The following is a 23310-nucleotide window of genomic DNA, read 5'->3' as shown; positions in this document are numbered from 1 at the left end:
ATCAAACTAGGTAAAAGCCTAATAACTGCCTTTAATCGTAAACTCACTTGGGCAGCCCGTCACAATATGGCTAGCACATTGTTTATATTGACCATTTTTCTGATAACAAACCCGAATTTCCGTCAAAACCGAATTAAATTTTGAAGATTGGCAGGTGAAGCGGATGCCATTTGGCGGCAACGATGGATTGAGCTTGGTAAATTGCTGTCTCAGACTTTCTTTTTGTACTTCAATGGTATTTGGACTGGTCAAGTCAGCCGGTATTTTCAGGCGTTCAGCGAAATTAATAATGGTTCTAAAATATTGGCTGGCATTCATTGGCATACAGCCGCCCACATCCTGCCATAGTTGTACCCGAGCATTTTCATCCGGCATAACCCGTGCAACCACTTTCGCTTGTAACGGTGACAATCTCGCAGAAGTCTTGGTCGAGCAATCCCGGTTTAATGGCACTTCAGGCAGCAAACTTGCAATGGTCAGCGAATAGCCTTCCAGACATTTACGTTGTTTTTGTCTTGATGAATCAAATGCGCAGGCAGCAGGCGTCATTTGTACATGCATGACATAACCGGCAACATCCTGTTTATCAGCTGCATATAACGGTGCAGCGAATGATAAGGCCAGATAACAGAACAATGCCTGTATCGCTTTCATCCACTTCCCTTTTAATAAGTCGACGGCTTTCATCAAATGCAAAAACTTCATTATCTCAATTAAACATCTTCGTGTGTTTAAGGACTATTGCGCACAGGTATAGTACTCATGCGTTTTTCTAACGACTGTGCGCCCTGTCCCAATACCACACCATAGTGCGTGGCATTGGTCATGACATGTTTCACATAGTCACGTGTTTCCAGTAATGGAATGGTTTCGGTGTACTGATCTGCGGCCATGGTCTGATTATCCGGCTGCCAACGACGGGCACGATTCGGACCAGCGTTATAGCCTGCCGTTGCCAGTACCGAACTGCCACTCAATTGACTCTGGATCATAGAAAGGTAATAGGTACCGTAACGAATATTGGTATTCATTTCACTTAATGCCGCAGGGTTATAGGTTTCACCCATTTGGCGTGCAATCAGTTTTGCTGTGTTTGGCATAATCTGCATTAAGCCACCTGCACCGACATTGGAACGTGCAGAGGTCACAAAACGACTTTCCTGGCGCATTAAACCATATGCCCAAGCGGGATCAATACCAGCATTGTAACTATGACTGGTGACATTGCTGCGGTGCGGTGTTGCATAACGATAGGTATCGTTATGACGAGAGGTGGTCCGGTCAGCCGCATAAATGGCACGATCATACCAGCCCATGTCATGCGCACGTTTTGCTGCAGCAAGCAACAAACCATCATCATGTTGCAAATAAGCCTGTCGTACGGCCCAGTTCCATTCACGGTTGGTATAGTTTGCAGGTGCATTGATATTTCTTAACGCAAAGGCACGTCGAAAATGAATATTCTGGTTTAGACGCTGGGTATCTTGAGCGCTCGGCTGTTCATTATAAGGCTGATGGTTATAGCGTTCACCGATACGGTCTTTGGCTAACAAATTATGATAATCGTCGCCACCTTGTGCCAGTTTACGATAAATCTGCTGAGCCGCCTGCTTGGAACCACCATCGGAACGTTGCTCAGAGGCACGTGCTAACCAGTACTGCCAGCGATCTTCCTGTTTTTGGGTTACCGACATCGCATCAATGGCACGAATCAGACTTTCCCAGGCCCCGAAACGAATCGCTTGACGCGCGTAGATTTCAGCTTCTTCCGGGCTAAATGGATAACCATAACTCTGATCGAAAGCATTAAGCACTTCACGGTTAAAACCGTTTTTCATCACAGTGGTACCACCGACATAGCCAATGGTGCGGTAAAGATATTTCTGTACAGGTTGAGGCACATCCTGAACAACACGTTGCACATTACCTAAAGCATTGGTTAAGTCACTATCGGCAACACGACCGAGCGCAAAAATCAGATAAGCATAATCGGCATCGTTGGACTTAGGGGCACTCCATAAATAGCCCAATGGATTGGCCTGAATCTGGTTAAACTGAGCCAGCGAAAGATTCAAGCCCATGGTTTGAGCTGTCGCAATTGCTGGGCCAGATTGACCTGCGCGCAATTGTCCCCACAAACGTTGCTGACGATCTTGAGTACTCATTAACGGGCTAGACAGCATCAAACGACCCAAGCCATTACACGATTCAGGTTGGGTACTGGTGGTCAGCCAGATGTCTTTATATTCAGCAAAAACCAGACTATCGCCCGTCTTGGCACGCACTTGTGCTACCGCACAACTTTCTTCCTGATCAGGATTGGTGACATAACTGAGTACGGGCTTGGCATCGGCGAAGCTGGCCTGTTTGACTTTTTCTTCGACATAATCGGCCGCGAGTTTCTCAGCCATTGCGGATTGCGGATAACGCTGAGCAAAACTGATAATCGAGGTGGCAGGCTGGAAGCCGAGATTAGTATTCAGTTTCCAGTATTCTGGATAATAACCCAATGCATCATTCTGCATTGAATATTGGTATTGATCGAGCAAAGCCGTGTTACCTGAGCTGGCAGCACGTAGGGCGTCATTGAATTGTTCATCCAAAGCATAGACCGATGAACAGGCAATCATTCCACTCATGGCAATAAAACGACGGAAACTGTTCTTATTATTCGATTTACGTCTTCCTGTTGTTATTAAATCACACTGCTTTTTCATCTTCATCAATATCTATGCCCAATTTTGCCTGCTTACATAGTGTAATAAGTCTAGCTTCTCACTATTGTTGTGTTATGTAAATTACTGATTCATATTCATTAAAATTCACACAATTTTATTCACAAACTGTCCATTTTTGTCAGTTTTTTATTCTCTGCGCACAAGCAAAAATACTGCTATAATCCGCGGTTTATTTAAATCCACCTTGTTTAGGAGCCTGCATGACGGTTCAAACATTCATTCCCAGTGCTGTAAAAGCTGCCTCAGAAAACACTGTTACCCAGCCCATGCACACCGCTGATGTTTCAATTAAGAAGTTATATATTGAAACTCAAGGGTGTCAGATGAATGAGTATGACAGTCATCGTATGGCAGATTTATTAGGTGATTCACACGGTTATGTGCTCACTGACAACCCGAATGATGCGGATATTCTGCTGATGAATACCTGTTCGATTCGTGAAAAAGCCCAAGAAAAGGTCTTCAGTGGTTTAGGCCGCTGGCGCAAACTTAAAGAAAAAAATCCGGATCTGGTGATTGGTGTCGGTGGTTGTGTTGCCTCTCAAGAAGGCGACAACATTCAAAAACGCGCACCCTATGTCGACATGGTCTTTGGCCCGCAAACCTTGCACCGTTTGCCACAAATGCTGGATCAGCATAACGAGCAAGTAGAAAAGCCAAAGAAAGAAAAAATCAAACTGGTGGATATTTCTTTCCCGGATATCGAAAAATTCGACTTCCTGCCTGAACCACGTGTCGAAGGCTTTAAGGCATTTGTCTCTATCATGGAAGGCTGTTCTAAATACTGTTCTTTCTGTGTGGTTCCTTATACACGCGGTGAAGAAGTGTCTCGTCCTCTGGATGACGTGCTGGCTGAAATTGCCGGTTTAGCTGAAAAAGGGGTTCGTGAAATCAGCTTGCTCGGTCAAAACGTGAATGGTTACCGCGGTGAAACCTTCGAGGGTGGCATCTGTACCTTCCCTGAATTATTGCGCTTGGTTGCAGAGATTCCAGGAATCGGTCGTCTACGCTACACCACCTCTCACCCGCTTGAATTTTCAGATGATCTGATTCAGTGCTACCGTGATTTACCGCAAATGGTTTCGCATCTACATTTGCCAGTACAAAGTGGTTCGAACGATGTACTGCAAGCCATGAAACGTAACCACACCATTGATGTGTACATTGATAAAATTGCCAAGCTACGCAAAGTACGTCCAGATATGCATTTATCCAGTGACTTCATTATCGGTTTCCCGGGGGAAACAGATGAACACTTTGCTGAAACCTTGCAATTCATTAAAGATTTAGATTTCGATCACTCTTATAGCTTTGTTTATTCAAAACGTCCGGGCACCCCTGCATCGGACTTACCGGATAGCACACCTGAGCAAGTGAAAAAAGATCGACTTGCGCAAGTTCAGGAAGTGATTAAGAAATCGAGTATCGATAAAACTGATGCCATGCTCGGTAAAATTGAACGCGTGCTGATTGAAAAAGTGTCGGATAAAGACCCGAATGTTTTAATCGGTACCGCAGACAATACACGTTTAGTCACCTTTATCGGTGATGCCGCGTGGGTTGGTCGTTTCGCAGAGATCGAGATCACCGAAATCAAAACTTTAAATTTAGTTTACGGAGAACTCTTGAATCTTGAACCTGACGTGGCGTAATGTAAGGGTTATTCCTACAAAGCAACAAAAAGGGTTTATCTTGACTGCAGCGATTCGACGTACAGTAACGTTCCCTGAGATTCAATTGGAACGCTTAAAAAGCATGCTCGGTGCGTATAACGGGCATTTAAAACAAATCGAACAACGTTTAGATGTCAAAATTACTCACCGTGGCGATGCCTTTTATCTCGATGGTGATATAGAAGCGGTCGAAAGAGCCGAAGCACTATTGCAACGGCTCTATCAAGAATCAGAAATTTCCTCACAAATCAGTGCCGATGTCATTCATTTGATGATCCAGGGTTCACAGACCGACCGTGAACTCATGGATGATTCAGAACAGGAACATACTGGCCTTGACAGTGTTTGGTTGCAGACCCGCAAAGGGCGAATCAACCCACGTGGTGCCAATCAAAAACGTTACGTACAACGCATTTTACAAAGTGATATCTCATTCGGTATCGGCCCTGCCGGGACAGGTAAGACCTATCTGGCGGTTGCTGCTGCGGTTGATATGCTGGAACGCAATGAGATTCAGCGCATCTTGCTGGTTCGCCCAGCGGTTGAAGCAGGTGAAAAGCTGGGTTTTTTACCCGGCGATCTGACCCAGAAAATCGACCCGTACTTGCGTCCGCTTTACGATGCCCTGTATGAAATGCTGGGTTTTGAAAAAGTAGCCAAACTGATTGAACGTCAAGTGATTGAAGTTGCTCCCCTCGCCTACATGCGTGGACGCACCCTGAATCATTCTTTCGTGATTTTGGATGAAGCGCAAAACACCACCCCTGAACAGATGAAGATGTTCCTGACCCGTTTAGGTTTTGGCTCTCGTGCCGTGATCACCGGTGACGTGACTCAGGTTGACTTGCCACGCGGCCAGCAATCCGGTTTGGCACAAGCCTTACGTGTACTGGAAAATGTGCACGAAATTCATATCACCCGTTTCCACTCACGTGATGTGGTGCGCCATCAACTGGTACAAAAAATTGTTGAAGCTTACGAAGGTTGGGATAATGAGCAGCAACGCTTGTCAGCAGAAGCCCGCGCCGAACGCAAAGCCAAACAAGAAGCACTGATTGCAGAAAATGATGAGAAAGCTGATGCCCAGCATTAAATAATATTAATCTAATTCGATACTGGGAGCTGTCATTCGCAACCTGAGCGAAGATAAACAAAGCTATGCTTTGTCTGAGCGCAAGATGAACAGCTATGCTGTGAATGAAGGATGCGGATCTAACGTTACAATAAATGTAAAATCAGGTTTTGCCTACTTTTGCCAAAACAAAAGTAGGTCGCGCCGAAGGCTTATCCAGCAAATGGATGAGAATGTGGCAAGATTCCACCATGATCTTTATCTACATTTCTTAGACTCAATCTAAGTTCGTAGATCTAATTTATATCTAAGGATCTATTTTGAAAATCAATTTAAGTCTTCAACAAGACTTTCAAGCTGCTGAATTGCCACTCAAACGTGGGCAAATCAAAAAAAATATCGAAACTGCACTGCGTCATGTCGGTTTCGATGTCAATTGCGAAATCGGAATTGCCTGTGTCGACATCGCAGAAAGCCATGAACTCAACCTGCAATATCGTGAAAAAGACAAACCGACCAATGTGCTGTCTTTCCCCAGTGACATCCCAGAGGAAATGCTCAGCTTACTCGATGCAGAGCCTTTAGGAGATTTGGTGATTTGTATTCCTGTGGTTTTACAAGAAGCCGCTGAACAGCAAAAAACACCAAATGATCATTTCAATCATTTACTGGTCCACGGCGTTTTACATTTACTCGGTTATGACCATGAGACCAGCGAAGCTGAAGCTGAAGAGATGGAAGCTTTGGAAATCGAGATTCTGAAAAAACTGGGAATCGCCAATCCTTACCAAGCCGATGAAAGCTAATCCAAGGTCCTATGTATATCGTTATTTTTAAAGCCACGATCAAACAACTTGATGCAACGTATTCAGACATGGCCCAAATGCTCAGACATAAAGCCTTGAGCCAGTTTAACTGTGCCAAGTTTGAAGCATGCAGTGAAAATGGTTTTGAAATTGCCCTGTCTTATTGGCATAGCCTTGAAGATATTCAACGTTGGCAACAAGATGCAGAACATCAAGTAGCCCAGCGCTTGGGTCAACAAAAATGGTATCAGGACTTTAGCGTTGAAATCTGTAAGATTGAACGAGCCTATTCCAGTCAAAAGGAATTGTGAATAAATACAAACTTATCCACAAACCGCATAAAAACGGCTGAATCTAGCCGTTTTTTTATTGATTCAATTTTAGAATTGGTAGCGGAAAGTCAATGTTGCATTCCGTGGCGCTCCATAGTTCATACTATTTGCACCAATACCATCATAATATTCTTTGTCTAATAAATTATCTAAGTTAAGTTGCACACTGATATTTTGATCAACTTTATAACCCAACATTGCACTCAGCAAGAAAACCTCATCTTGCTCAATCAAACTGGCACCAGTTCCCGTATAAGTTTTTCCTCTATAATTTACACCAAAGCCTGCATTCCATTGTTCCGCTTTATATTTAACAAATAAATTTGATGTGGTACGAGCACTATTGACTGCTACTTTCTGATCTTTAGCATCTTTGGCTTCAAAGTTTGCGATACCAAAATTCACGCCCCAGTTCTGGTTTATTTCACCATCAATTTCAAGCTCAACCCCTTTACTAACAACCCCATCAACAGCTCTATATGCTTTTTCATCAGGTTTAACACCAATAACGGTTACGCCTGAGAGCTCCTCAGCAAAATTACTTTGTTCAATTCTGAATATAGAAAGCGCAGTATTTAGGCGGCCACCAAACCATTCACTTTTTATACCTGTGTCATAATTTCGACCAATAATCGGATCAATGTAATTCGCATTTACATCACGACGATTTTGCGGTTTAAAAATATCGGTATAACTTGCATAGAAAGAATGATCTTGAGCAAAATCATAGACAAGCCCTACATAAGGCGTGACTTGATCTTTGAATTCACGATTCCCCTTACCATCTTCAGACTCATATTCCCAGTTCGACAGTCTTGCTCCTGCCACCACTTTTAATGGATCAAGCACTTGGAATTTACCTGCAATATAAACACCTGTTTGAGTCGTTGTATTACCTGGCAATTTCTGTGGATTGGTAATAGGAGTAAGCAACTTGGTATTCATATCGGAAAAATCGAGTTGTTTCCATTTATCAATATCCAGATCATTTGTTCCTTTGTCCTTTCCTTGAATGGTTCCATAACGACTATTGACCAATTCACTTTTATTCCATGAACCACCCAATATAATTTCTTGCTTACGATCTGCAATGGTGAAAGGTGCTGATATATACATATCAATGTTATTTTCATCATTACGAGCATCTGACGAATACACTGAAACAGAACCTAGACTTTTATTAGTTGCCTTATCAACCTTGCCATCAATATAAAGTAAGGCGGTTTCTTTATCATTTCGCTGAAAGGAATAGGCAATATTTAAATTTACATCATTAAAAAGATTCTGTTTTAAGCCAGCAAAAACTGCTGTTGTATTAACATTCCAGTACGTCCAGTCTGAACTCACTGTTAGAGAGCGATCAAATTTGGTCCGCGTCCCATCATTATAAAAAGCAGGTAAGCCTCCCCAACGTATTCCATCACGATTTAATTCTTGATAGGTCGCTGCAAAGGATAAATTTGTTTTATCCGTAACATCATAGTCAATTGCACCATAAACAATATTACGTTCTCTTGAGAAGAAATCCATGAAGGAGTCTTCATCTGAGTGCTTTATATAAACTCGCCCACGTAAAGAACCATCTGCATTTAATGCATTCGAAAGATCCGCAGAACTAGTATAGCGATTCCATGACCCAACAGATGCATTCACATTACCTGTGAATTCTTTGGCATTGGCACGTTTACGTACCATATTTATTCCCATCGAAGGGTTACCTGCGCCCGAGTTTAAGCCATTGGCTCCTTTGACGACTTCAACGCGATCATAGATTCCCAAATCCAAATCACCTTCTGCAAGTGATGATGTACTTGGCATGCCATCGATCAGGTGATAATCCACCTGAAAGCCACGGGCAAAATAACTTTGACGCTCATCTGTACGAGAAACAGTTACTCCCGTGACATTACTCATGAAATCTTGAAAAGAATCAATATTTCGGTCATCCAAATATTCACGTGTATAAACTTTCACAGCTTGAGGAGTATCTCTCAAAGACAAATCAAATTTAGTCGCAGTATTGGTACTTTTAGCTGTGTAACTTCCAGTTCCTTCGGTCTTTGCCCGATCACTTTGTTCAGCTTTGACTGTAATCGTTGGCAACTGTGCAGTGTCATTAGATGGTTTACTTTCTGCAAAAGCCAATGATGGAAAAATAATTGTTGCCATCGCCAATACAAGCGGGTGCGCTTTAAACAGGCTCAAAGTCGGATCTTGGTGCATGAAATATGTCCTTATAAAGGGAAGTGCATTTGAAAACATGCATATCCTTCCCCCCGAAAATTTAAAGAAGGATGCATTCATTTTCAAAAAGGAGATTTAACAAAAAGACACCGCAAATGATAATTGTTTTTATTATCAATTCAATAATTGACAAATAAATTTAAACTATTGTTTTTAATTAATTTAAATTATAAAAAATTCACTAAAAAACATAATCATTTGATTTTTATATATATTTAATTTGGTTTTTAATCATCATAAATTCCAATCAGAAAATATACCTGACTTCAATGCACTTCAAACTCTGCATCGACGGGGTCAAAACGCCAAGTCCGTATAATTCGCAACTCCGAAATATCCTTTTTCATCGCTGCATCAAATGCTCCAAATGGTGCACCACGGCGCACTGACGCTTTAGCAGCTTCATCCAAAATGGAATGCCCCGAACTTTCGATTAAACGAATCGCCCGAATCCCGCCCTCCGCATTCAGAATCACCATTAAACGCACTTCTCCGGCTAAACGTTGCTGCTTTGCCTCATCCGGATAATAACGGTTGCCATACAATTCGACTTTTTGACGGAACTTATCCAGATAGGCAGCGGATGCATCTTGTTTGGCTTGAATGCCATCAACCGTTTTAATGCGTTGTTTGCGGCTAAAATTTTGCTGCCGTTGTAAATATTGTGCTTCCAAGCTCGCTACCATCGCGGCCTTGGCCTGAAACTGGCTTTGTAACTCATCCAAAGTCTTTTTACGTTCGCTTTGTTCTGCCTGTTTTTGCCAGCTTAAAACTGTCATTAATACTTTTTCTTCAAACTTGAGCTCACGTTTCTGCTGAACTTTTTCCAGACTTTCTAGTGTAGACTCGCCTGTTGTCGCATCAGCCTGCATGGGCGCTGGCATATCACTGGCCATACGATGCGCTTGACGGAAATCACCCGAACCCTGTTGATCCGCCTGGGCCAGAAAATCCGCCTCTTTGACTTTATCCGCACTGGGACGCACAGTGACTGCAATTTCTTTGGTTGAGGTATCTGCAGGCGATGGCATGGTAAAATGAATAGCCAGCACAGCACCATGCAACAGCATCGCCAAAGCAACCGCCCCTACAAAAAGCGGATCTTGCCACCAATAACCAGACAGCGCTGAACGAAAATTTATTTTATTCCACATGCGATTCAAGCGGCAAAAATGCCTCATCCCCAACGGTGATAACCGTATAAAAACCCAAACAATATTCAAAAATTTACAAAAATGTGATCCACTTATAGTTACAGTGTTTCCATAACATCATTTTATGAAAATGTAGCAATTAATTTTGCTACACTGCAAGTTAGAAATTTATTTTTATTTTTTAGTTAATACAAAGATCGTGGTATTGCATGACCTATCAATTCACTTTCTGGAACAACTTTTATGCAAACGCTAATCTCGTCCGTTTTTAAACGTCTACGTAAAGTTTACCAAAAAGCAGAAGAATTCATCGAAGAAGAAAGAGAATTTTCGCTTTCACAAGTTTTTGTGAATGCCACCATGGAGCGTTATGTCACAGAAAATGTCGACATGATGCAAGACCTACATGCCGATTTATATGATGGCTGGTTACGCTTATATACCACACTAGATGTAAAGGGCTTACATACCACGCTCTCGGTCGACTTGAAATTGATTCAGATGGAAATGAATCAAAACGTACAACTGATGGTGTTTGAACAGATCAGCAATACTCAGGTCATTGAAGCAAAATTCAAGAATATTTTTCAGAAATGGGGCTTTTATATTGCCATCTGGTATTACCAGAAATTTCGTGAAGAAGATCCTCTAGGTAAAATCCTGGAACATTTTGATATCGTCAAGGTCAAGGATGAATTGCTTTATCTGGACCTGAATCGCTGGCTTGGCAAGAAAGCCAGTATTATCGAAACGCTGAGCAAAGTGCATGTAAACCGAGCCCGGGTTCGTCCAGCAGAGTTAATCGTCTGGGGCAATGTTAATCTGGCTGCAATTCTGTCGCCATCAAACGATGACGACTTTGATGAAGATGGGCTGGAAGATACTGAAGTCACCCCGATTCAGCAAAAAGACCCTAAGCAGTAACAAATTGATTATTCGGTGGTATGTTGCACCATAACCCATACCACGCCTATACACAACTTCATGATTTATACGAAAAATTAACAAGCGCTTAGTAAAAAGCCTGATCTTTTCTTCACAATCTAGCAGCATAATAGTGTTCAATCGTAGTTTGAAATGAGTGATTAACTTATCCAGATCACTCAGAGGATAGAATGTTATGACAAAGAAATTTTTGAAAGTAGCGGGTATTACCTCTGCGGCCATTTTAAGTGCAAGCTTATCTAGTCATGCATTGGCGATGGCACCTTTCCAGGCTAGCTATCAGTTTAGCTACAACAATAAAAATCTGGGTTCTGCAACACGTACCCTTTCCCAACAAGGCAATAACTGGACCTATAAGTTCAATGCCAAAGCTGGTGCGATTGCGTCTGCCTCTGAAACCAGCCAGTTTAATTTTGCCAATAACAAAATTACCTCACAAAATTTCAGCCGTAGCAGCAAGATCCTGATTCACAACAATACAATGAATATTAATTTCAACCCAAGCAGTAAAGTGGTGAATACCAAAAAGGATGACCAGAGCCGTTCATTTGCATGGCAGGCGGGCGCGCTGGATGAGTTGAATGCCGAATTGCAAATTCGTGAAGATTTGAAAAATAATTATCTGAAAAGCAAATACTTGATTGCAGATGCCAAAGCTTTGGATGAACGTCGTTTTGTTAAACAGGGTACTGAAAGTATCAAGACCCCTTATGGGACATTCGATGCCATTAAAGTGGTCATGCAGCATGATAAACCTGAACGTAATACCGTGTTCTGGTTAGCGCCAAAACTTGACTATCTGCCAGTAAAAATGGCGCATAATGATGGAAAATCGTCTTACGGACTGTTATTAACTGGTTATTCGGGTAAAACAAACTAAGCAACTGGTCAATTTTGGCTTGCATTTTTTTTGATGCTTTTTAAAATATGCCTTTGCTTGAACAAGCATCCGTTTAGAGGATTCTCCCGTGTACGCTTTAGAACAGAAAATCTTAAATGAAGGTATCGTTCTATCTGATCAGGTGTTGAAAGTTGACGCTTTCTTAAACCACCAAATCGATCCTGTGTTAATGCAGCTGATTGGTAAAGAGTTTGCCGCTCGCTTTAAAGATGCAGGTATTACTAAAATTATTACCATCGAAGCTTCAGGTATTGCACCTGCAATCATGGCAGGTTTAGAACTTGGCGTTCCTGTTATTTTCGCCCGTAAATACCAGTCATTAACACTCAAAGACGACCTTTACCGTTCTAAAGTGTTCTCGTTTACCAAACAAACTGAAAGCACCATTGCGATTTCGAACAAGCACATCAGCTCAAGCGATAAAGCGCTAGTGATTGATGACTTCCTTGCCAATGGTCAGGCAGCTTTAGGTCTTATTGACCTAATTCATCAGGCTAACGCAGAAGTGGTTGGCGTTGGTATTGTGATTGAAAAATCATTCCAGCCGGGTCGCGACGTATTGCTTGAAAAAGGCTACCGCGTTGAGTCCTTAGCTCGTGTTAAATCTTTAGCAGACGGCAAAGTAACTTTTGTGACTGAATAAGATTCAAAAACGAGAAAAAAGCGGATGGCAATTCATCCGCTTTTTTTATTTAACAACAATCCCAATTGTATAGCACTTTAGAAAAGTCTCTATTCTTTAAATCTTCCGGATGGATAAAGAAATTCCCCACACCTGAATCGCCCCACATAATTTCGTTTTCGGCATCATCGGTATCCAGCTGGAAAAGTAAAATATAATCTTGCACCTTTTCGTTATAATGGCGTGGATCAGTTTGGGTAAAATAAGGATAACCACCTAAACGGTGTCCACTTGCGGAAGCAACTTCATCATAAGGTTCAATAAAATCATCTTCGAAATCGCCACCTTCGAATCGATCTTCAAAATCGTAAAGCTCTTCAACCCCTAAAATCTTCGGTGCAAAGGCAAAATCACCGAGGCTAATGGGCTGAGAAGTGAGGTTAAATTCAATCGAATATTGTCCCGTAAATGGCAAATAAGTGTCTTCATTGAACTCAAGCTCGGAAAAATCCTGTTTTAATTGCGATGGATCTGCAATCACCTGCTCAAAATATAAGACCTTAAAGTCCGATTGCTGCTGTTGATCATCGAAATTCATTCCATACAAATCATCGGCTGCAATATAAAACTGCAAAATTCCCTGGTCTGGAAAATTGGGTAAACTTGGAATTTCAGCAAAATTAAACTGCGCCAACAAGGCCAACGGATTGCCATTAGAATCGACTGGATAAGCGCTATCCAAAGGTAAATACGGATCTCCCCCAATCTTACTTTGCCATAAGCTTAAGTTATCACTTGCTGTGAGTTGCATCGTAACTGTTGGCAGAATAGTGGCTGAAATTTTTTCTAGGTATGGATGTAAAGTATGCGGTAAATGCTCGGCTTGAAGATTCATTTTGTTGATTGTCTCTGTCGTTATTTATAGAACTTAATATAAAACAAGCAGCTAAATTAAAATAGAGAACAAAGTCTGTACCACGACAGTTAATGACGCTTAACTGCCCCCCTTATTTATTACATAAATTCTGCTAAGATGAGCCCGAGCAAAATCTGCGATAGGAATGACGATGCGTACATATTTAGACCTTTTACAACATATCCTCGACAATGGCGGCGACAAAGGTGACCGTACAGGAACAGGAACACGTTCAGTATTCGGTCATCAGATGCGCTTTGATCTTTCACAAGGTTTTCCATTACTGACCACCAAAAAAGTACATTTCCGTTCCATCGTGATCGAGCTGCTCTGGTTCCTCAAAGGCGATACCAACGTTCAATACCTCAAAGACAACAAAGTCACGATCTGGGATGAATGGGCAACGGCTGAGCAAACGGCGCGCTTTGGCCGTCCAGAAGGCGAACTTGGCCCTGTTTATGGTCACCAATGGCGTAACTTTGGCGCAACCCAGAATGCAGATGGCAGCTATCAGCAAGATGGTTTTGACCAGATCAAATGGCTGGTGAATGAAATCAAGACCAATCCAAACTCACGTCGTTTGATCGTGTCTGGCTGGAATCCGAATGAAGCAGGTAAAGTTGCTTTGCCGCCTTGTCACACCCTGTTCCAGTTTTTTGTCCAAGATAACAAATTATCCTGCCAGCTGTACCAACGCAGTGCCGATGTATTCTTAGGCGTACCCTTCAATATTGCCAGCTATGCCTTACTGACCCATATGATTGCGCAAGTGTGCGGTTTAGGGGTCGGTGATTTTGTCTGGACAGGTGGCGACACGCATTTATATGCCAACCATTTTGAGCAGGCCCAATTACAGCTTTCTCGCGAACCATTGCCACTCTGTGAATTAAAGTTAAATCCGGAAATTACCGATATTTTTGATTTTAAATTTGAAGATATTGAAATTGTTGGCTATGAGTCACATCCAGCAATTAAAGCACCCGTTGCAGTTTAAAAGATTAGAGAGAATATAAAATGGCATGGCAAGGCACTGAAGTTGTTCACGTAGTTGCGATGGATAAAAATCGCTGTATCGGCAAAGGCAATGCTTTGCCGTGGCATATCTCGGCTGATCTCAAGCACTTCAAGGCGATCACACAAGGTGGTGTGGTGATCATGGGTCGTAAAACCCTTGAATCTATGGGTCGTGCCCTTCCCAATCGTGTCAACTGGGTGATTACCCGTGATCCGTCTTGGCAGTTTGAAGGGGTTAAAGTTGCACACAGCATCGAAGAGGCATTAAACGGCGCACTTACAGATGCACAACACGCTGAAAAAGCCTCTTTATTTATTATTGGGGGTGGAGAGATTTTTACTCAAACCCTTAGTATTGCTGATCGCCTAGAGTTAACCCATGTGGAACTTGATGTTCAAGGCGATGCACATTATCCAGAACTCTCTGAGGATTTTCACAAAGTAAACTCAGAACAACATCGCGATGAGAAGTCTGGTGTCGCTTTCGAGTTTGCGACCTACCAAAAATAATAATGGATCGCAGTTGCCATGCATAACATAGGATCACGTGAGTTTTTTATTGCCTTAGGGATCGGACTTTTACACGGTCTATTCACCTTATGCGTGGTTCTTTCCAGTGTCTGGCTTTGCCTTGCGCTCTGGATTCAACAACCGCTCGGCACCTTCTTTAGCCGGGTGACAATTGTACTCTGGAGCCTGTTTGCACTGAGCCTGCTGGGTGTATATTTCAGCGGTCATCTCATCAGCCGCCGTACTGATATCATTATTTATTGCGTTGCCTTTGCCTGCTCACTGTTTTGGTATTTCTCTATCGAAGCCAGACAAGACCGTGACTGGAATCCAGAAGTTGCCGAACAGCTCAGCTATAGCAAACAAGGCGATCTGGTTAGCTTGCACAAGGTCCGTAACTTTGACTGGCATGCGGACGGGACGTATGACATTCGCTGGGAAGACCGAAACATTGATCTGAACAAAATTACCGGGATCAATGTCATCACTTCTTACTGGATGGGGCCACAGATAGCCCATACACTGGTCAGCTTTGATTTTGCCGATCAAAAGCCTTTGGTATTTTCGATTGAGATCCGCAAAGAGAAAGGCGAAGATTTTTCTGCGATTGGCGGTTTTTTTCGTAAATATGAACTCAGCCTAGTCGCTTCAGATGAAAAAGATATTGTGTATACACGCAGTAATATTCGTCATGAACAGGTGTATTTATTTCCGGTCAAAATGCCTGCAGCCGAGCGCAAAGCGCTGTTTATTGAATATCTGAAGCAGGCTGATGAGCTCCGCGGTGAAGCAAAATGGTACAACACCCTAACCAGTAACTGCACTACGCTGGTATTTGATATGGTTCAGGCCATTAACCCACAAAAATTACCGAAAGATTATCGCTTACTGGCTTCAGGGTATTTGCCCAACTATCTTTACGACCTGAAAGCACTTAACCAGAATTACAGCATCAATGAATGGTATCGTCTGGCACATATCAACCCACGTGCTGAACAGTACGATCAGCAGTCCAATAAAAGTAGCGAGTATTTTTCGGATGTAATTCGCGCAGGCTTGCCGAAAGTTGAGTGATTTTTCCACTAATTTCATTAAAAGTATCTGAACATTTACAAAAGGATACTGAATATCCTGCGCTACTCCATGTTGTTTTCTTTTAATAAACACTTATAGAAACACAATGATTCGGATTTAAAATCTTATGTTAAAGCCTTTTTTAACAACATGTACTTTGGCAATTGCCGTAGCAATGACGGGTTGTGCAGCCACAGAATCTCTCCAGACTTCACCAAACGCTTCTCAGAAAGAAAGCATCGGTCTTTATAACCGTAACTGGATCGCCACCCATATCAATGGTGTGGAGATTAAAAGCAATGATCTTTCTGGCAAACATCCAGCCATTCAGTTCGATGCTCAAGGCAAGCGTTTCTTTGGTGCAGATGGCTGTAACCAGATTCAGGGGACTTTTGAAAGCCAAGGTTCAATCTTACGCCTAGGCCCAATTGCTTCAACCATGATGGCATGTATCGGCAAGGACAACAGTGCCCTTTCTCGCCAATATGCAAATGCTTTGGCCAGTACCACCAATTATGAACTGAAAGGCCATGAGCTTAAATTTATGGATGCATCAGGCAAAGTACTGGTCAGCTTCGTAACAGTCATCCAGCCGCTTCCTTAACGCGATTACTATAAAAAGTAAAAGCTCGTTTCAAACACGGGCTTTTACTTTTTGGGTAGTTCGTTTAAGTTAGTGGCATGCTTAAAATTAAAAATCGGGGAGTTATATGCAACAGGCAATGTTAGGTGGTGGATGCTTTTGGTGTGTAGAAGCCGTATTTCTACAACTGAAAGGTGTGGAAAAAGTGGTGAGTGGCTATGCCGGCGGCATTACCCAAAACCCAAGCTACGAGCAGGTCTGTCAGGGCAATACACAACATGCCGAAGTCATCCTGATTGATTTTGATGAACAGCAGATCAGCTATACCCAATTGTTGAATGTATTCTTTACCACTCATGATCCAACCACATTAAACCGTCAGGGTAATGATATTGGCACCCAATATCGCTCTGTGATTTATTACTTCGATAATGAGCAAAAGCAGCAAGCTGAACAGGTCATTCAAAGTCTGGAAGATGAAGGGCTGAATATTGTGACTGAGCTCAGTCCGGTACCGACGTTTTACCCGGCTGAGGAATATCACCAGAACTTCTTTGCCCGTAACCCGTCTCAAGGTTACTGCAACTTCAGTATTCCTCCTAAGCTGTCTAAACTCCGCGCTAAGTATCTTGACCTGCTTAAAGATGAATAGACATAAAAAAAGCAACTCACCGAGTTGCTTTTTTATTACGATCACACTTTAGTTTTCACTTACAAACGCAATATCACTTAAGCCGGCTTCACTGGCACGCGACATGACTTGTGCAACCGTATCATATTTTGATTCTTTATCTGCACGTAACTGCACCGTCGGTTTTGTCTGTGCCTGACCCGCTTCTTGGAAACGCTTCTCTAGCTCATCCAGGCTAATGATTTGTGCATCCCAAGCCACTTCACCTTTGTCATTAATACTAATAGTGATTGCTTTTGGTGGCGGATCAACAATTTCAGCCGTTGTTTTTGGTAAACTTAATGGAATTGATGGGTTAGCAACCGTTGCTGTGACTAAAAAGATAATCATCAATACCAACATAATGTCGATCAGAGGAATGAGATTCATCTCATTCATGCCACTGTCGTGGTCTTCACCCAATTGAAAGCCCATTTTAAGCTTGACCTCCAACTAAACTTTGTTGAGTCGCTTTAGTTTCTGTTTTTGCCGCTGTTTCTTGCTGCAACATGGTATCGATTAACAGGCTATGTGCCTGATCTTGTAAATCATGTGCCAGGCCACGATTGAAACGTACACAGATGTTATACGCCATCACTGCAGGAATCGCGACGGCTAGGCCTAGACCGGTCATAATCAAGGCTTCACCGACCGGTGTTGCTACCTGAGCCAAACCAGCCTGTCCGCTTTTACCTACCGCAACAAGCGCATGGAAAATTCCCCATACTGTACCGAACAAACCCACAAACGGTGCCAATGAAGCGATTGTTCCAAGTACGGATACCCCTTTTTCTGCTTGAGATTTCTCAGCAGAGATCTGGCGAAGTAATGCTTGTTCAGCGACAGCTTTACGTTGTTCAAACGATAAAGGCTGTAACTTTGATTTTAGCGCAGCCAAAGCTTGCACCAGTTGATTATAAGCCTGTTGTTTTAACTGGCGTGTTCCTAAAATGCGCAGAATGAAAATAGTCCACGTTGCAATCGACATTGCTAATAGGATGAAATACAGTGTCTTACTTACTGCATCTGCATGTTGCCAATAAACTGAAAAGTTCATATACGAACTCCTGATTTAATCTGCTACAAAAGGCTAAGAGGAACTCTTCACCAGCTCTAATGGGAGATCCCCATTAATAGCTCGCCCATCTTTAGTTGGTTTAAATTTCGCTCTTCGTACTGCTTTGAGTACGATGTCATCTAATTTCGGTAATCCTGTTGATTTTTTTACCGTTACATTCAAAATTTTGCCTGAGGGTTCAGCTTCAATATGTACAATAATTGTCCGCTCACTACCCTCTAAATCCGAATCTTTATAAGCAGGCGCAGGTTTTCTAGACCAAGACACTTCACCAGGCGCAGCAGGCTGACTCTTTCGGGCCTCCTCTTCTGCTCTTTGATTTCTAAGCGCTTGTTCACGGGCTTGCTGTTCTTTCAACGCCTGTTCACGAGCCTGTTGCTCTTTTAACGTTTGTTCCCGCTGGAGCTGCTCTAATCTCTGCTTTTCCAACTCTTGCTGTTTCTTTAATTTCTCTTGCGTATCATCTTGTTGAATCACCTTTGGTTCTACCTTCTGTACTTTCTGGGCAATAACTTTTGGCTTTTCAACAGGTTTTGGCTCTACCTTCTTCTCTACAGGTTTAGACTCTACTTTAGGCTTGATCGGCTCTACTTTTGCAGGAGGAGGTGGCGGTGGTGGTACATCTTCTTTAATTGTTAAAAAACGTACTTTTAACGGCTCTTTCTCGACGGGCTTAAGCTCCATCGTTTTCATGTGGCTAACCGCCCACAGAACTCCTACATGTCCAATCACAACCGCAACTAAGGCAGTGATGATTTTCTTTTTCATCGGGTGTGGCGTGTTGAATGTAGCAGGAGATTGACTCATAAGAATCTAAGTACCTATATAGATGGTGAGGCTTTCAAAAAAGCGATTTCACTCATCGGATAGAACAATGAAAGTGCCGTAATAATAAATGAGAAGTGTTTTCATTTGCAACCATTTTTTCTTGTATATTTGCTAAGCTTTGAAAAATAGGCATAAAAAAACATGCCTGACGGCATGTTCTTTTTATACAACGGCAGGATAGCGTTTCTTAGAACACTACGGTTTTATTGCCATCTACAATAATACGGTCTTCTAAATGCCATTTCACCGCACGTGCCAAGACATTACGTTCAACGTCTTCACCTAACTCACGCAGCTGTTCAACGTTATAGTCATGGCTCACACGTTCAACGTCCTGCTCAATGATCGGGCCTTGATCGAGATCAGCCGTCACATAGTGTGCTGTTGCACCAATCAGTTTCACGCCTTTCTCATAGGCTTGCTTATATGGATTTGCACCCACGAAAGCAGGCAGGAATGAATGGTGAATATTGATAATCTTCATTTCCCATTTCGCAACAAAGTCTTCGCTGAGAATCTGCATGTAACGCGCCAACACCAATAAATCGTTACCTTGCATCATTTCATCAATCTGAGCATACGCTTCAGCTTTATTGTCTTTATTTACTGGGACAACATGGAAAGGAATACCGAAGTTTTCAACCGCTTCACGCAAATCTGGATGGTTTGAAATCACTTGGGTAATTTCACATGGTAATGAACCACGCGCATGACGCCATAACAGTTCTAGTAAAGCATGGTCAACTTTCGACACCAGAATACCGACTTTTTTCAACTCGCCAACGAAATTCATTTTCCATTGCATTTCATAACGTTCAGCCACATTTACAGCAAAAGTCTGCATAAGCGCTTCTTTACGAGATGGCAAATTATCAAGTTCAAATTCAACACGCATGAAGTAACGCCCGCCCTGAGCTTCTGTTGCGTACTGATCAAGTGCGGTAATGTTTGCTCCCTGATGATACAAAAAGCTCGATACGGCTTGCACGATCCCCGGCTTGTCTTCACAAGTAATCAGTAATCGCGCTGTGTGGGCTGTAGTCGTGTTCATTTGGTTAATATCACTTATTCGAATCAAATTAAAATCAAGCCGGGCATTCTAACCCTTTTTTGCCCCTGACTAAATAGCTAAGGCTCACTCGTCGTCATTTTTAAGATTAGATAAGCTGGCAAACAGGTCGGATGGACCCAATGATTTCAATAATTGTTCATAAGTCTGGCGGCTTTCCCCCATCAAATACGGACCTTCCAGAAACACCATCTGACGCAAAGCCTGCCATACCCATTTTTCTTCAAGGCGATTGTTATCACTGATATGACCAGACATATATAAGAAGTTAGTCCAGTTGGTCAGCACAATCCACAGGTTAATAATTAAGGCTTCGATTTCCGAATCGGTCATCTTCATCAGGCCGGCATCCACGAAAGCGCGATAGATTTTTTGGCCCTGCTGCATCACCTGCCCCGCAAAACGCGGATAGATTTTTCTAAAGTCTTCATTATTTTCCACCAGATGATACACATCGCGGTGAATAAAACGATAGGCCCACAACTGATTACTCAGCACCTGAAAGTAGCTGATCTTGTCATTGGCATTCAACGGACGATCGGTCGGCAAAGCCAGCATTTCCAAGGTTTCAGCCTGATACTGCTGTGCCAGTTCCTTGATAATTTCCTGTTTATTGCGGAAATGATAATACAGGTTACCGGGACTAATCCCCAGTTCAGCCGCAATGTGATTGGTGGTGACCGAACGCTCTCCACGCTCATTAAACAACTGCAAACTGATTTGCAAAATTCGATCTTTTGTTTTGTTCGGTTTAGCGTGTGACATTGAGTTTAACCATCTATAACATTATCAATAGGTTATAAAACAAACCTATAAAGCGACTTGACACTTTAGAGTATTTACTCTAAAAATTAAAAAATAATAAGCTTTCTTTTGGTCCACTCCTATGAACAGTCAAACAAAAACAACCGCTATGACACCTCATGTTGATGTACAACGGCTACATGATTTGCTTGAGCAGCAAAAAGCAGCTTACCAACGCCATCCTGTGCCAAGCGCCAAAGAACGTCTTGATCGCTTAGCCCGACTTAAAAATATCCTGGTAAAATATCAAGATCAATTTGCTAACGCAATTAATCAGGATTACGGCAACCGTGCCGTGATGGAAACCAAGATTGGCGAAGTTCTGACTTGTCTGGAACATATCAAATATTACAGCAAGAACCTAACCGAATGGATGAAACCGTCCAAACGCCATATCAGCATGTTACACCAACCAGCGAAAGGCTGGGTAGAATATCAACCTTTAGGTGTAGTCGGCATTATTGCACCATGGAACTATCCTCTGCTCCTTTCACTGGGTCCACTGATCTGCGCCCTGGCAGCGGGTAACCATGCCATGATCAAAATCTCGAGTGCATCCTCACACTTTGGTTATGTACTGGAAAATGCCCTTTCAGAAGCATTTCCGCAGGAACTGGTGGCTGTGGTAAATGGTGGTGGAGTTATTTCAGATGCTTTCAGTCATCTGGCTTTTGACAAAATGATTTTCACCGGTTCAACCTCTGTAGGGAAAACTGTCATGGCTGCGGCGGCAGAGAATCTTGTCCCTGTGATTTTAGAATTAGGTGGCAAATCCCCTGCGCTGGTGCATTCCGCCATGAACATTCGTGATGTGGCACAGCGGATTGCGGTCGGTAAACTCTGGAATGCCGGCCAAACCTGTGTTGCCCCTGATTATATGTTCCTGCCTAAGGGCAAAACGGCCGAGTTCACCAAGCACTATAATGACTTTGTCACCACCATGTATCCAAGCTTGCGTGATAATAATGACTATACTTCTATTATCAATGACAAGCAGTACAATCGCCTGCAAGGCTATCTGGAAGATGCCCGTGAACAAGGCGCCAATATTGTTGAGCTCAATGCCAAGAATGAGTCTCTAACCGAGGTTCGTAAAATTGCACCGACCCTATTAACCGGTGTGACCACAGAAATGGAGATTATGAAGAACGAGATCTTTGGTCCAATTCTTCCTATTCTGGAATACGAGCATATTGACGAAGCCCTACAGTTTATTAATAGTCGCCCTCGCCCACTGGCTTTCTATTATTTTGATACAGATAGTGCACGTGCCGATTATGTCGCAGGTCGCACGCATTCAGGACACTTCGGAATCAACCAGACCCTGACCCACGTGGCTCAAGATGACTTGCCATTTGGCGGCATTGGCGCATCGGGCATGGGCAAATATCATGGCAAGGAAGGTTTCTTTAGCTTCTCACATGAACGCTCAATGATGTCGAATCCGGTCAGCCCTAAACTTTACAGTTTAAAATTCATTCTGCCACCGTATAATAAAGCGACACACAAACTGCTTTTAAAAACACTATTTCGTTAAGCTGGTTAAGGCATGATCTATCACACCAGATCATGTCTTGTTTTTACCAAATTCGCTTGTCTTTTAATCGTATTTTTGGTATAAAACGCCCCTTGAATGATTTCATCCGTTTACTTGAATGGCTAGTTGCACGAAATTGTGCTGTATAAACTAGCAATGGAGTTCACCATGTCTAAGGTTTGCCAAGTTACCGGCAAGCGTCCTATCGTTGGTAACAACGTGTCGCACGCAAACAACAAAACCAAACGCCGGTTCGAGCCGAACCTGCACCACCACCGTTTTTGGTTAGAAAGCGAAAAGCGTTTTGTACGTCTTCGTTTAACCACTAAAGGTATGCGTATTATTGATAAATTGGGTATCGAGAAAGTTGTTGCTGATCTCCGTGCTCAAGGTCAAAAGATCTAAGGAGTCTGAACAATGCGTGATAAGATTCGCCTCGTTTCTACAGCTGGTACAGGTTATTTCTATACCACTACTAAGAACAAACGTACTATGCCGGAAAAAATGGAAATCAAAAAATTTGATCCAAAAATCCGTCAACACGTCATCTTCAAAGAAGCTAAAATTAAATAATTTTAGTTCTTTAAAAAAACGGCTTCTTTTGAAGTCGTTTTTTTTGCCTGAAAAACGCGGTATAACTAAAAAAACACATGAATAAATCTCTTACATAATTTTTTTTGATAATTAAAAAAATTATCATCAACAAATTCGATTTTAGTTGTTACAATTTATTCGCTGTT

25 protein-coding genes are annotated in these 23310 nt (G+C 42.5%); 15 read left to right on the top strand and 10 right to left on the bottom strand.

What is annotated here, in order from left to right:
• Nucleotides 1-18: 18 nt before the first annotated feature.
• Together IEV39_RS16120 and IEV39_RS16115 are read right to left on the bottom strand one after the other, a co-directional pair.
• Nucleotides 19-687 (bottom strand): ribonuclease T2 family protein, encoded by a 669-nt coding sequence (locus IEV39_RS16120; RefSeq protein ID WP_032876211.1) that lies wholly within the window; start codon nucleotides 685-687, stop codon nucleotides 19-21.
• Between the two features lie 44 nt (nucleotides 688-731).
• Entirely contained in the window at nucleotides 732-2639 is a 1908-nt protein-coding gene (locus IEV39_RS16115) for a lytic transglycosylase domain-containing protein (RefSeq protein WP_171067862.1), read from the bottom strand.
• 299 nt (nucleotides 2640-2938) lie between these two features.
• On the opposite strand from IEV39_RS16115, the gene miaB reads away from it, so the two are divergent.
• The 4 genes from miaB (at nucleotide 2939) to IEV39_RS16095 (ending at nucleotide 6600) form a co-directional block, all read left to right on the top strand.
• On the top strand, nucleotides 2939-4390 hold the full coding sequence (gene miaB / locus IEV39_RS16110; protein ID WP_005226701.1) for a tRNA (N6-isopentenyl adenosine(37)-C2)-methylthiotransferase MiaB: 1452 nt from the start codon (nucleotides 2939-2941) through the stop codon (nucleotides 4388-4390).
• Nucleotides 4391-4430: 40 nt separating this feature from the next.
• The gene (locus tag IEV39_RS16105) at nucleotides 4431-5504 is read left to right on the top strand and encodes a PhoH family protein (RefSeq protein ID WP_032870775.1); all 1074 of its coding nucleotides are present in this window, start codon (nucleotides 4431-4433) and stop codon (nucleotides 5502-5504) included.
• Nucleotides 5505-5803: 299 nt separating this feature from the next.
• Nucleotides 5804-6289 carry an rRNA maturation RNase YbeY gene (ybeY, locus tag IEV39_RS16100; protein ID WP_005280578.1) on the top strand — a complete coding sequence of 162 codons (486 nt, stop codon included), beginning with the start codon at nucleotides 5804-5806 and terminating at the stop codon, nucleotides 6287-6289.
• An 11-nt stretch (nucleotides 6290-6300) separates the two neighbouring features.
• Entirely contained in the window at nucleotides 6301-6600 is a 300-nt protein-coding gene (locus IEV39_RS16095) for an antibiotic biosynthesis monooxygenase family protein (RefSeq protein ID WP_005226696.1), read from the top strand.
• A 69-nt stretch (nucleotides 6601-6669) separates the two neighbouring features.
• On the opposite strand, the gene IEV39_RS16090 is transcribed toward IEV39_RS16095, so the two are convergent.
• On the bottom strand, nucleotides 6670-8844 hold the full coding sequence (locus tag IEV39_RS16090; protein WP_005280581.1) for a TonB-dependent siderophore receptor: 2175 nt from the start codon (nucleotides 8842-8844) through the stop codon (nucleotides 6670-6672).
• Between the two features lie 287 nt (nucleotides 8845-9131).
• On the bottom strand, nucleotides 9132-10019 hold the full coding sequence (locus IEV39_RS16085) for an energy transducer TonB (protein ID WP_005280584.1): 888 nt from the start codon (nucleotides 10017-10019) through the stop codon (nucleotides 9132-9134).
• 243 nt (nucleotides 10020-10262) lie between these two features.
• Here IEV39_RS16085 and IEV39_RS16080 point away from each other — a divergent pair, with 243 nt between their 5' ends.
• The 3 genes from IEV39_RS16080 to IEV39_RS16070 all read left to right on the top strand — a co-directional run bounded on the left by IEV39_RS16080 (nucleotide 10263) and on the right by IEV39_RS16070 (nucleotide 12508).
• Nucleotides 10263-10943: a hypothetical protein gene (locus tag IEV39_RS16080; RefSeq protein ID WP_005280587.1), complete on the top strand. Its 681-nt coding sequence runs from the start codon at nucleotides 10263-10265 to the stop codon at nucleotides 10941-10943.
• Between the two features lie 196 nt (nucleotides 10944-11139).
• Entirely contained in the window at nucleotides 11140-11844 is a 705-nt protein-coding gene (locus tag IEV39_RS16075; protein WP_005280592.1) for a DUF3108 domain-containing protein, read from the top strand.
• Nucleotides 11845-11932: 88 nt separating this feature from the next.
• Entirely contained in the window at nucleotides 11933-12508 is a 576-nt protein-coding gene (locus tag IEV39_RS16070) for a xanthine phosphoribosyltransferase (protein ID WP_005226682.1), read from the top strand.
• A 49-nt stretch (nucleotides 12509-12557) separates the two neighbouring features.
• Here IEV39_RS16070 and IEV39_RS16065 read toward each other — a convergent pair whose 3' ends face one another.
• The gene (locus IEV39_RS16065) at nucleotides 12558-13382 is read right to left on the bottom strand and encodes a YwqG family protein (RefSeq protein WP_005280595.1); all 825 of its coding nucleotides are present in this window, start codon (nucleotides 13380-13382) and stop codon (nucleotides 12558-12560) included.
• Nucleotides 13383-13554: 172 nt separating this feature from the next.
• Between IEV39_RS16065 and thyA the strand changes: the two genes are divergently transcribed.
• From thyA to msrA, 5 genes are all read left to right on the top strand, one after another.
• A complete protein-coding gene (gene thyA, locus IEV39_RS16060) occupies nucleotides 13555-14397 on the top strand; it encodes a thymidylate synthase (protein ID WP_005280599.1) in 843 nt (280 codons plus the stop codon).
• A 20-nt stretch (nucleotides 14398-14417) separates the two neighbouring features.
• Nucleotides 14418-14927, top strand: a complete 510-nt coding sequence (locus IEV39_RS16055) for a dihydrofolate reductase (RefSeq protein WP_005280603.1) — start codon at nucleotides 14418-14420, stop codon at nucleotides 14925-14927.
• A gap of 18 nt (nucleotides 14928-14945) precedes the next feature.
• Nucleotides 14946-16001, top strand: coding sequence for an Lnb N-terminal periplasmic domain-containing protein (locus IEV39_RS16050; RefSeq protein WP_005280605.1), 1056 nt, complete (start codon nucleotides 14946-14948; stop codon nucleotides 15999-16001).
• A gap of 127 nt (nucleotides 16002-16128) precedes the next feature.
• Nucleotides 16129-16605, top strand: coding sequence for an META domain-containing protein (locus IEV39_RS16045; RefSeq protein ID WP_005280608.1), 477 nt, complete (start codon nucleotides 16129-16131; stop codon nucleotides 16603-16605).
• 106 nt (nucleotides 16606-16711) lie between these two features.
• Nucleotides 16712-17236 carry a peptide-methionine (S)-S-oxide reductase MsrA gene (msrA, locus tag IEV39_RS16040; RefSeq protein WP_005226675.1) on the top strand — a complete coding sequence of 175 codons (525 nt, stop codon included), beginning with the start codon at nucleotides 16712-16714 and terminating at the stop codon, nucleotides 17234-17236.
• Between the two features lie 48 nt (nucleotides 17237-17284).
• Here msrA and IEV39_RS16035 read toward each other — a convergent pair whose 3' ends face one another.
• The 5 genes from IEV39_RS16035 to IEV39_RS16015 all read right to left on the bottom strand — a co-directional run bounded on the left by IEV39_RS16035 (nucleotide 17285) and on the right by IEV39_RS16015 (nucleotide 20994).
• A complete protein-coding gene (locus tag IEV39_RS16035) occupies nucleotides 17285-17689 on the bottom strand; it encodes an ExbD/TolR family protein (protein ID WP_005226674.1) in 405 nt (134 codons plus the stop codon).
• Nucleotide 17690: 1 nt separating this feature from the next.
• Nucleotides 17691-18311, bottom strand: coding sequence for a MotA/TolQ/ExbB proton channel family protein (locus IEV39_RS16030; RefSeq protein WP_004774288.1), 621 nt, complete (start codon nucleotides 18309-18311; stop codon nucleotides 17691-17693).
• A 33-nt stretch (nucleotides 18312-18344) separates the two neighbouring features.
• The gene (locus IEV39_RS16025; RefSeq protein WP_005280614.1) at nucleotides 18345-19139 is read right to left on the bottom strand and encodes an energy transducer TonB; all 795 of its coding nucleotides are present in this window, start codon (nucleotides 19137-19139) and stop codon (nucleotides 18345-18347) included.
• A 208-nt stretch (nucleotides 19140-19347) separates the two neighbouring features.
• Entirely contained in the window at nucleotides 19348-20211 is an 864-nt protein-coding gene (purU, locus tag IEV39_RS16020; RefSeq protein WP_005226672.1) for a formyltetrahydrofolate deformylase, read from the bottom strand.
• 84 nt (nucleotides 20212-20295) lie between these two features.
• Nucleotides 20296-20994 carry a TetR/AcrR family transcriptional regulator gene (locus tag IEV39_RS16015; RefSeq protein WP_004655980.1) on the bottom strand — a complete coding sequence of 233 codons (699 nt, stop codon included), beginning with the start codon at nucleotides 20992-20994 and terminating at the stop codon, nucleotides 20296-20298.
• Nucleotides 20995-21115: 121 nt separating this feature from the next.
• On the opposite strand from IEV39_RS16015, the gene IEV39_RS16010 reads away from it, so the two are divergent.
• The 3 genes from IEV39_RS16010 to rpmG all read left to right on the top strand — a co-directional run bounded on the left by IEV39_RS16010 (nucleotide 21116) and on the right by rpmG (nucleotide 23143).
• Entirely contained in the window at nucleotides 21116-22570 is a 1455-nt protein-coding gene (locus IEV39_RS16010; RefSeq protein ID WP_005226662.1) for a coniferyl aldehyde dehydrogenase, read from the top strand.
• Between the two features lie 168 nt (nucleotides 22571-22738).
• Nucleotides 22739-22975 (top strand): 50S ribosomal protein L28, encoded by a 237-nt coding sequence (gene rpmB, locus IEV39_RS16005; protein WP_004649871.1) that lies wholly within the window; start codon nucleotides 22739-22741, stop codon nucleotides 22973-22975.
• A gap of 12 nt (nucleotides 22976-22987) precedes the next feature.
• Nucleotides 22988-23143 (top strand): 50S ribosomal protein L33, encoded by a 156-nt coding sequence (rpmG, locus tag IEV39_RS16000; protein WP_003654787.1) that lies wholly within the window; start codon nucleotides 22988-22990, stop codon nucleotides 23141-23143.
• Nucleotides 23144-23310: the final 167 nt, after the last annotated feature.

The organism is Acinetobacter courvalinii, assembly GCF_014635545.1.
Lineage (GTDB): Bacteria > Pseudomonadota > Gammaproteobacteria > Pseudomonadales > Moraxellaceae > Acinetobacter > Acinetobacter courvalinii.
The sequence above is the reverse complement of the archived record's forward strand: the minus strand, read 5'-3'. Positions and strand labels throughout refer to the sequence as shown.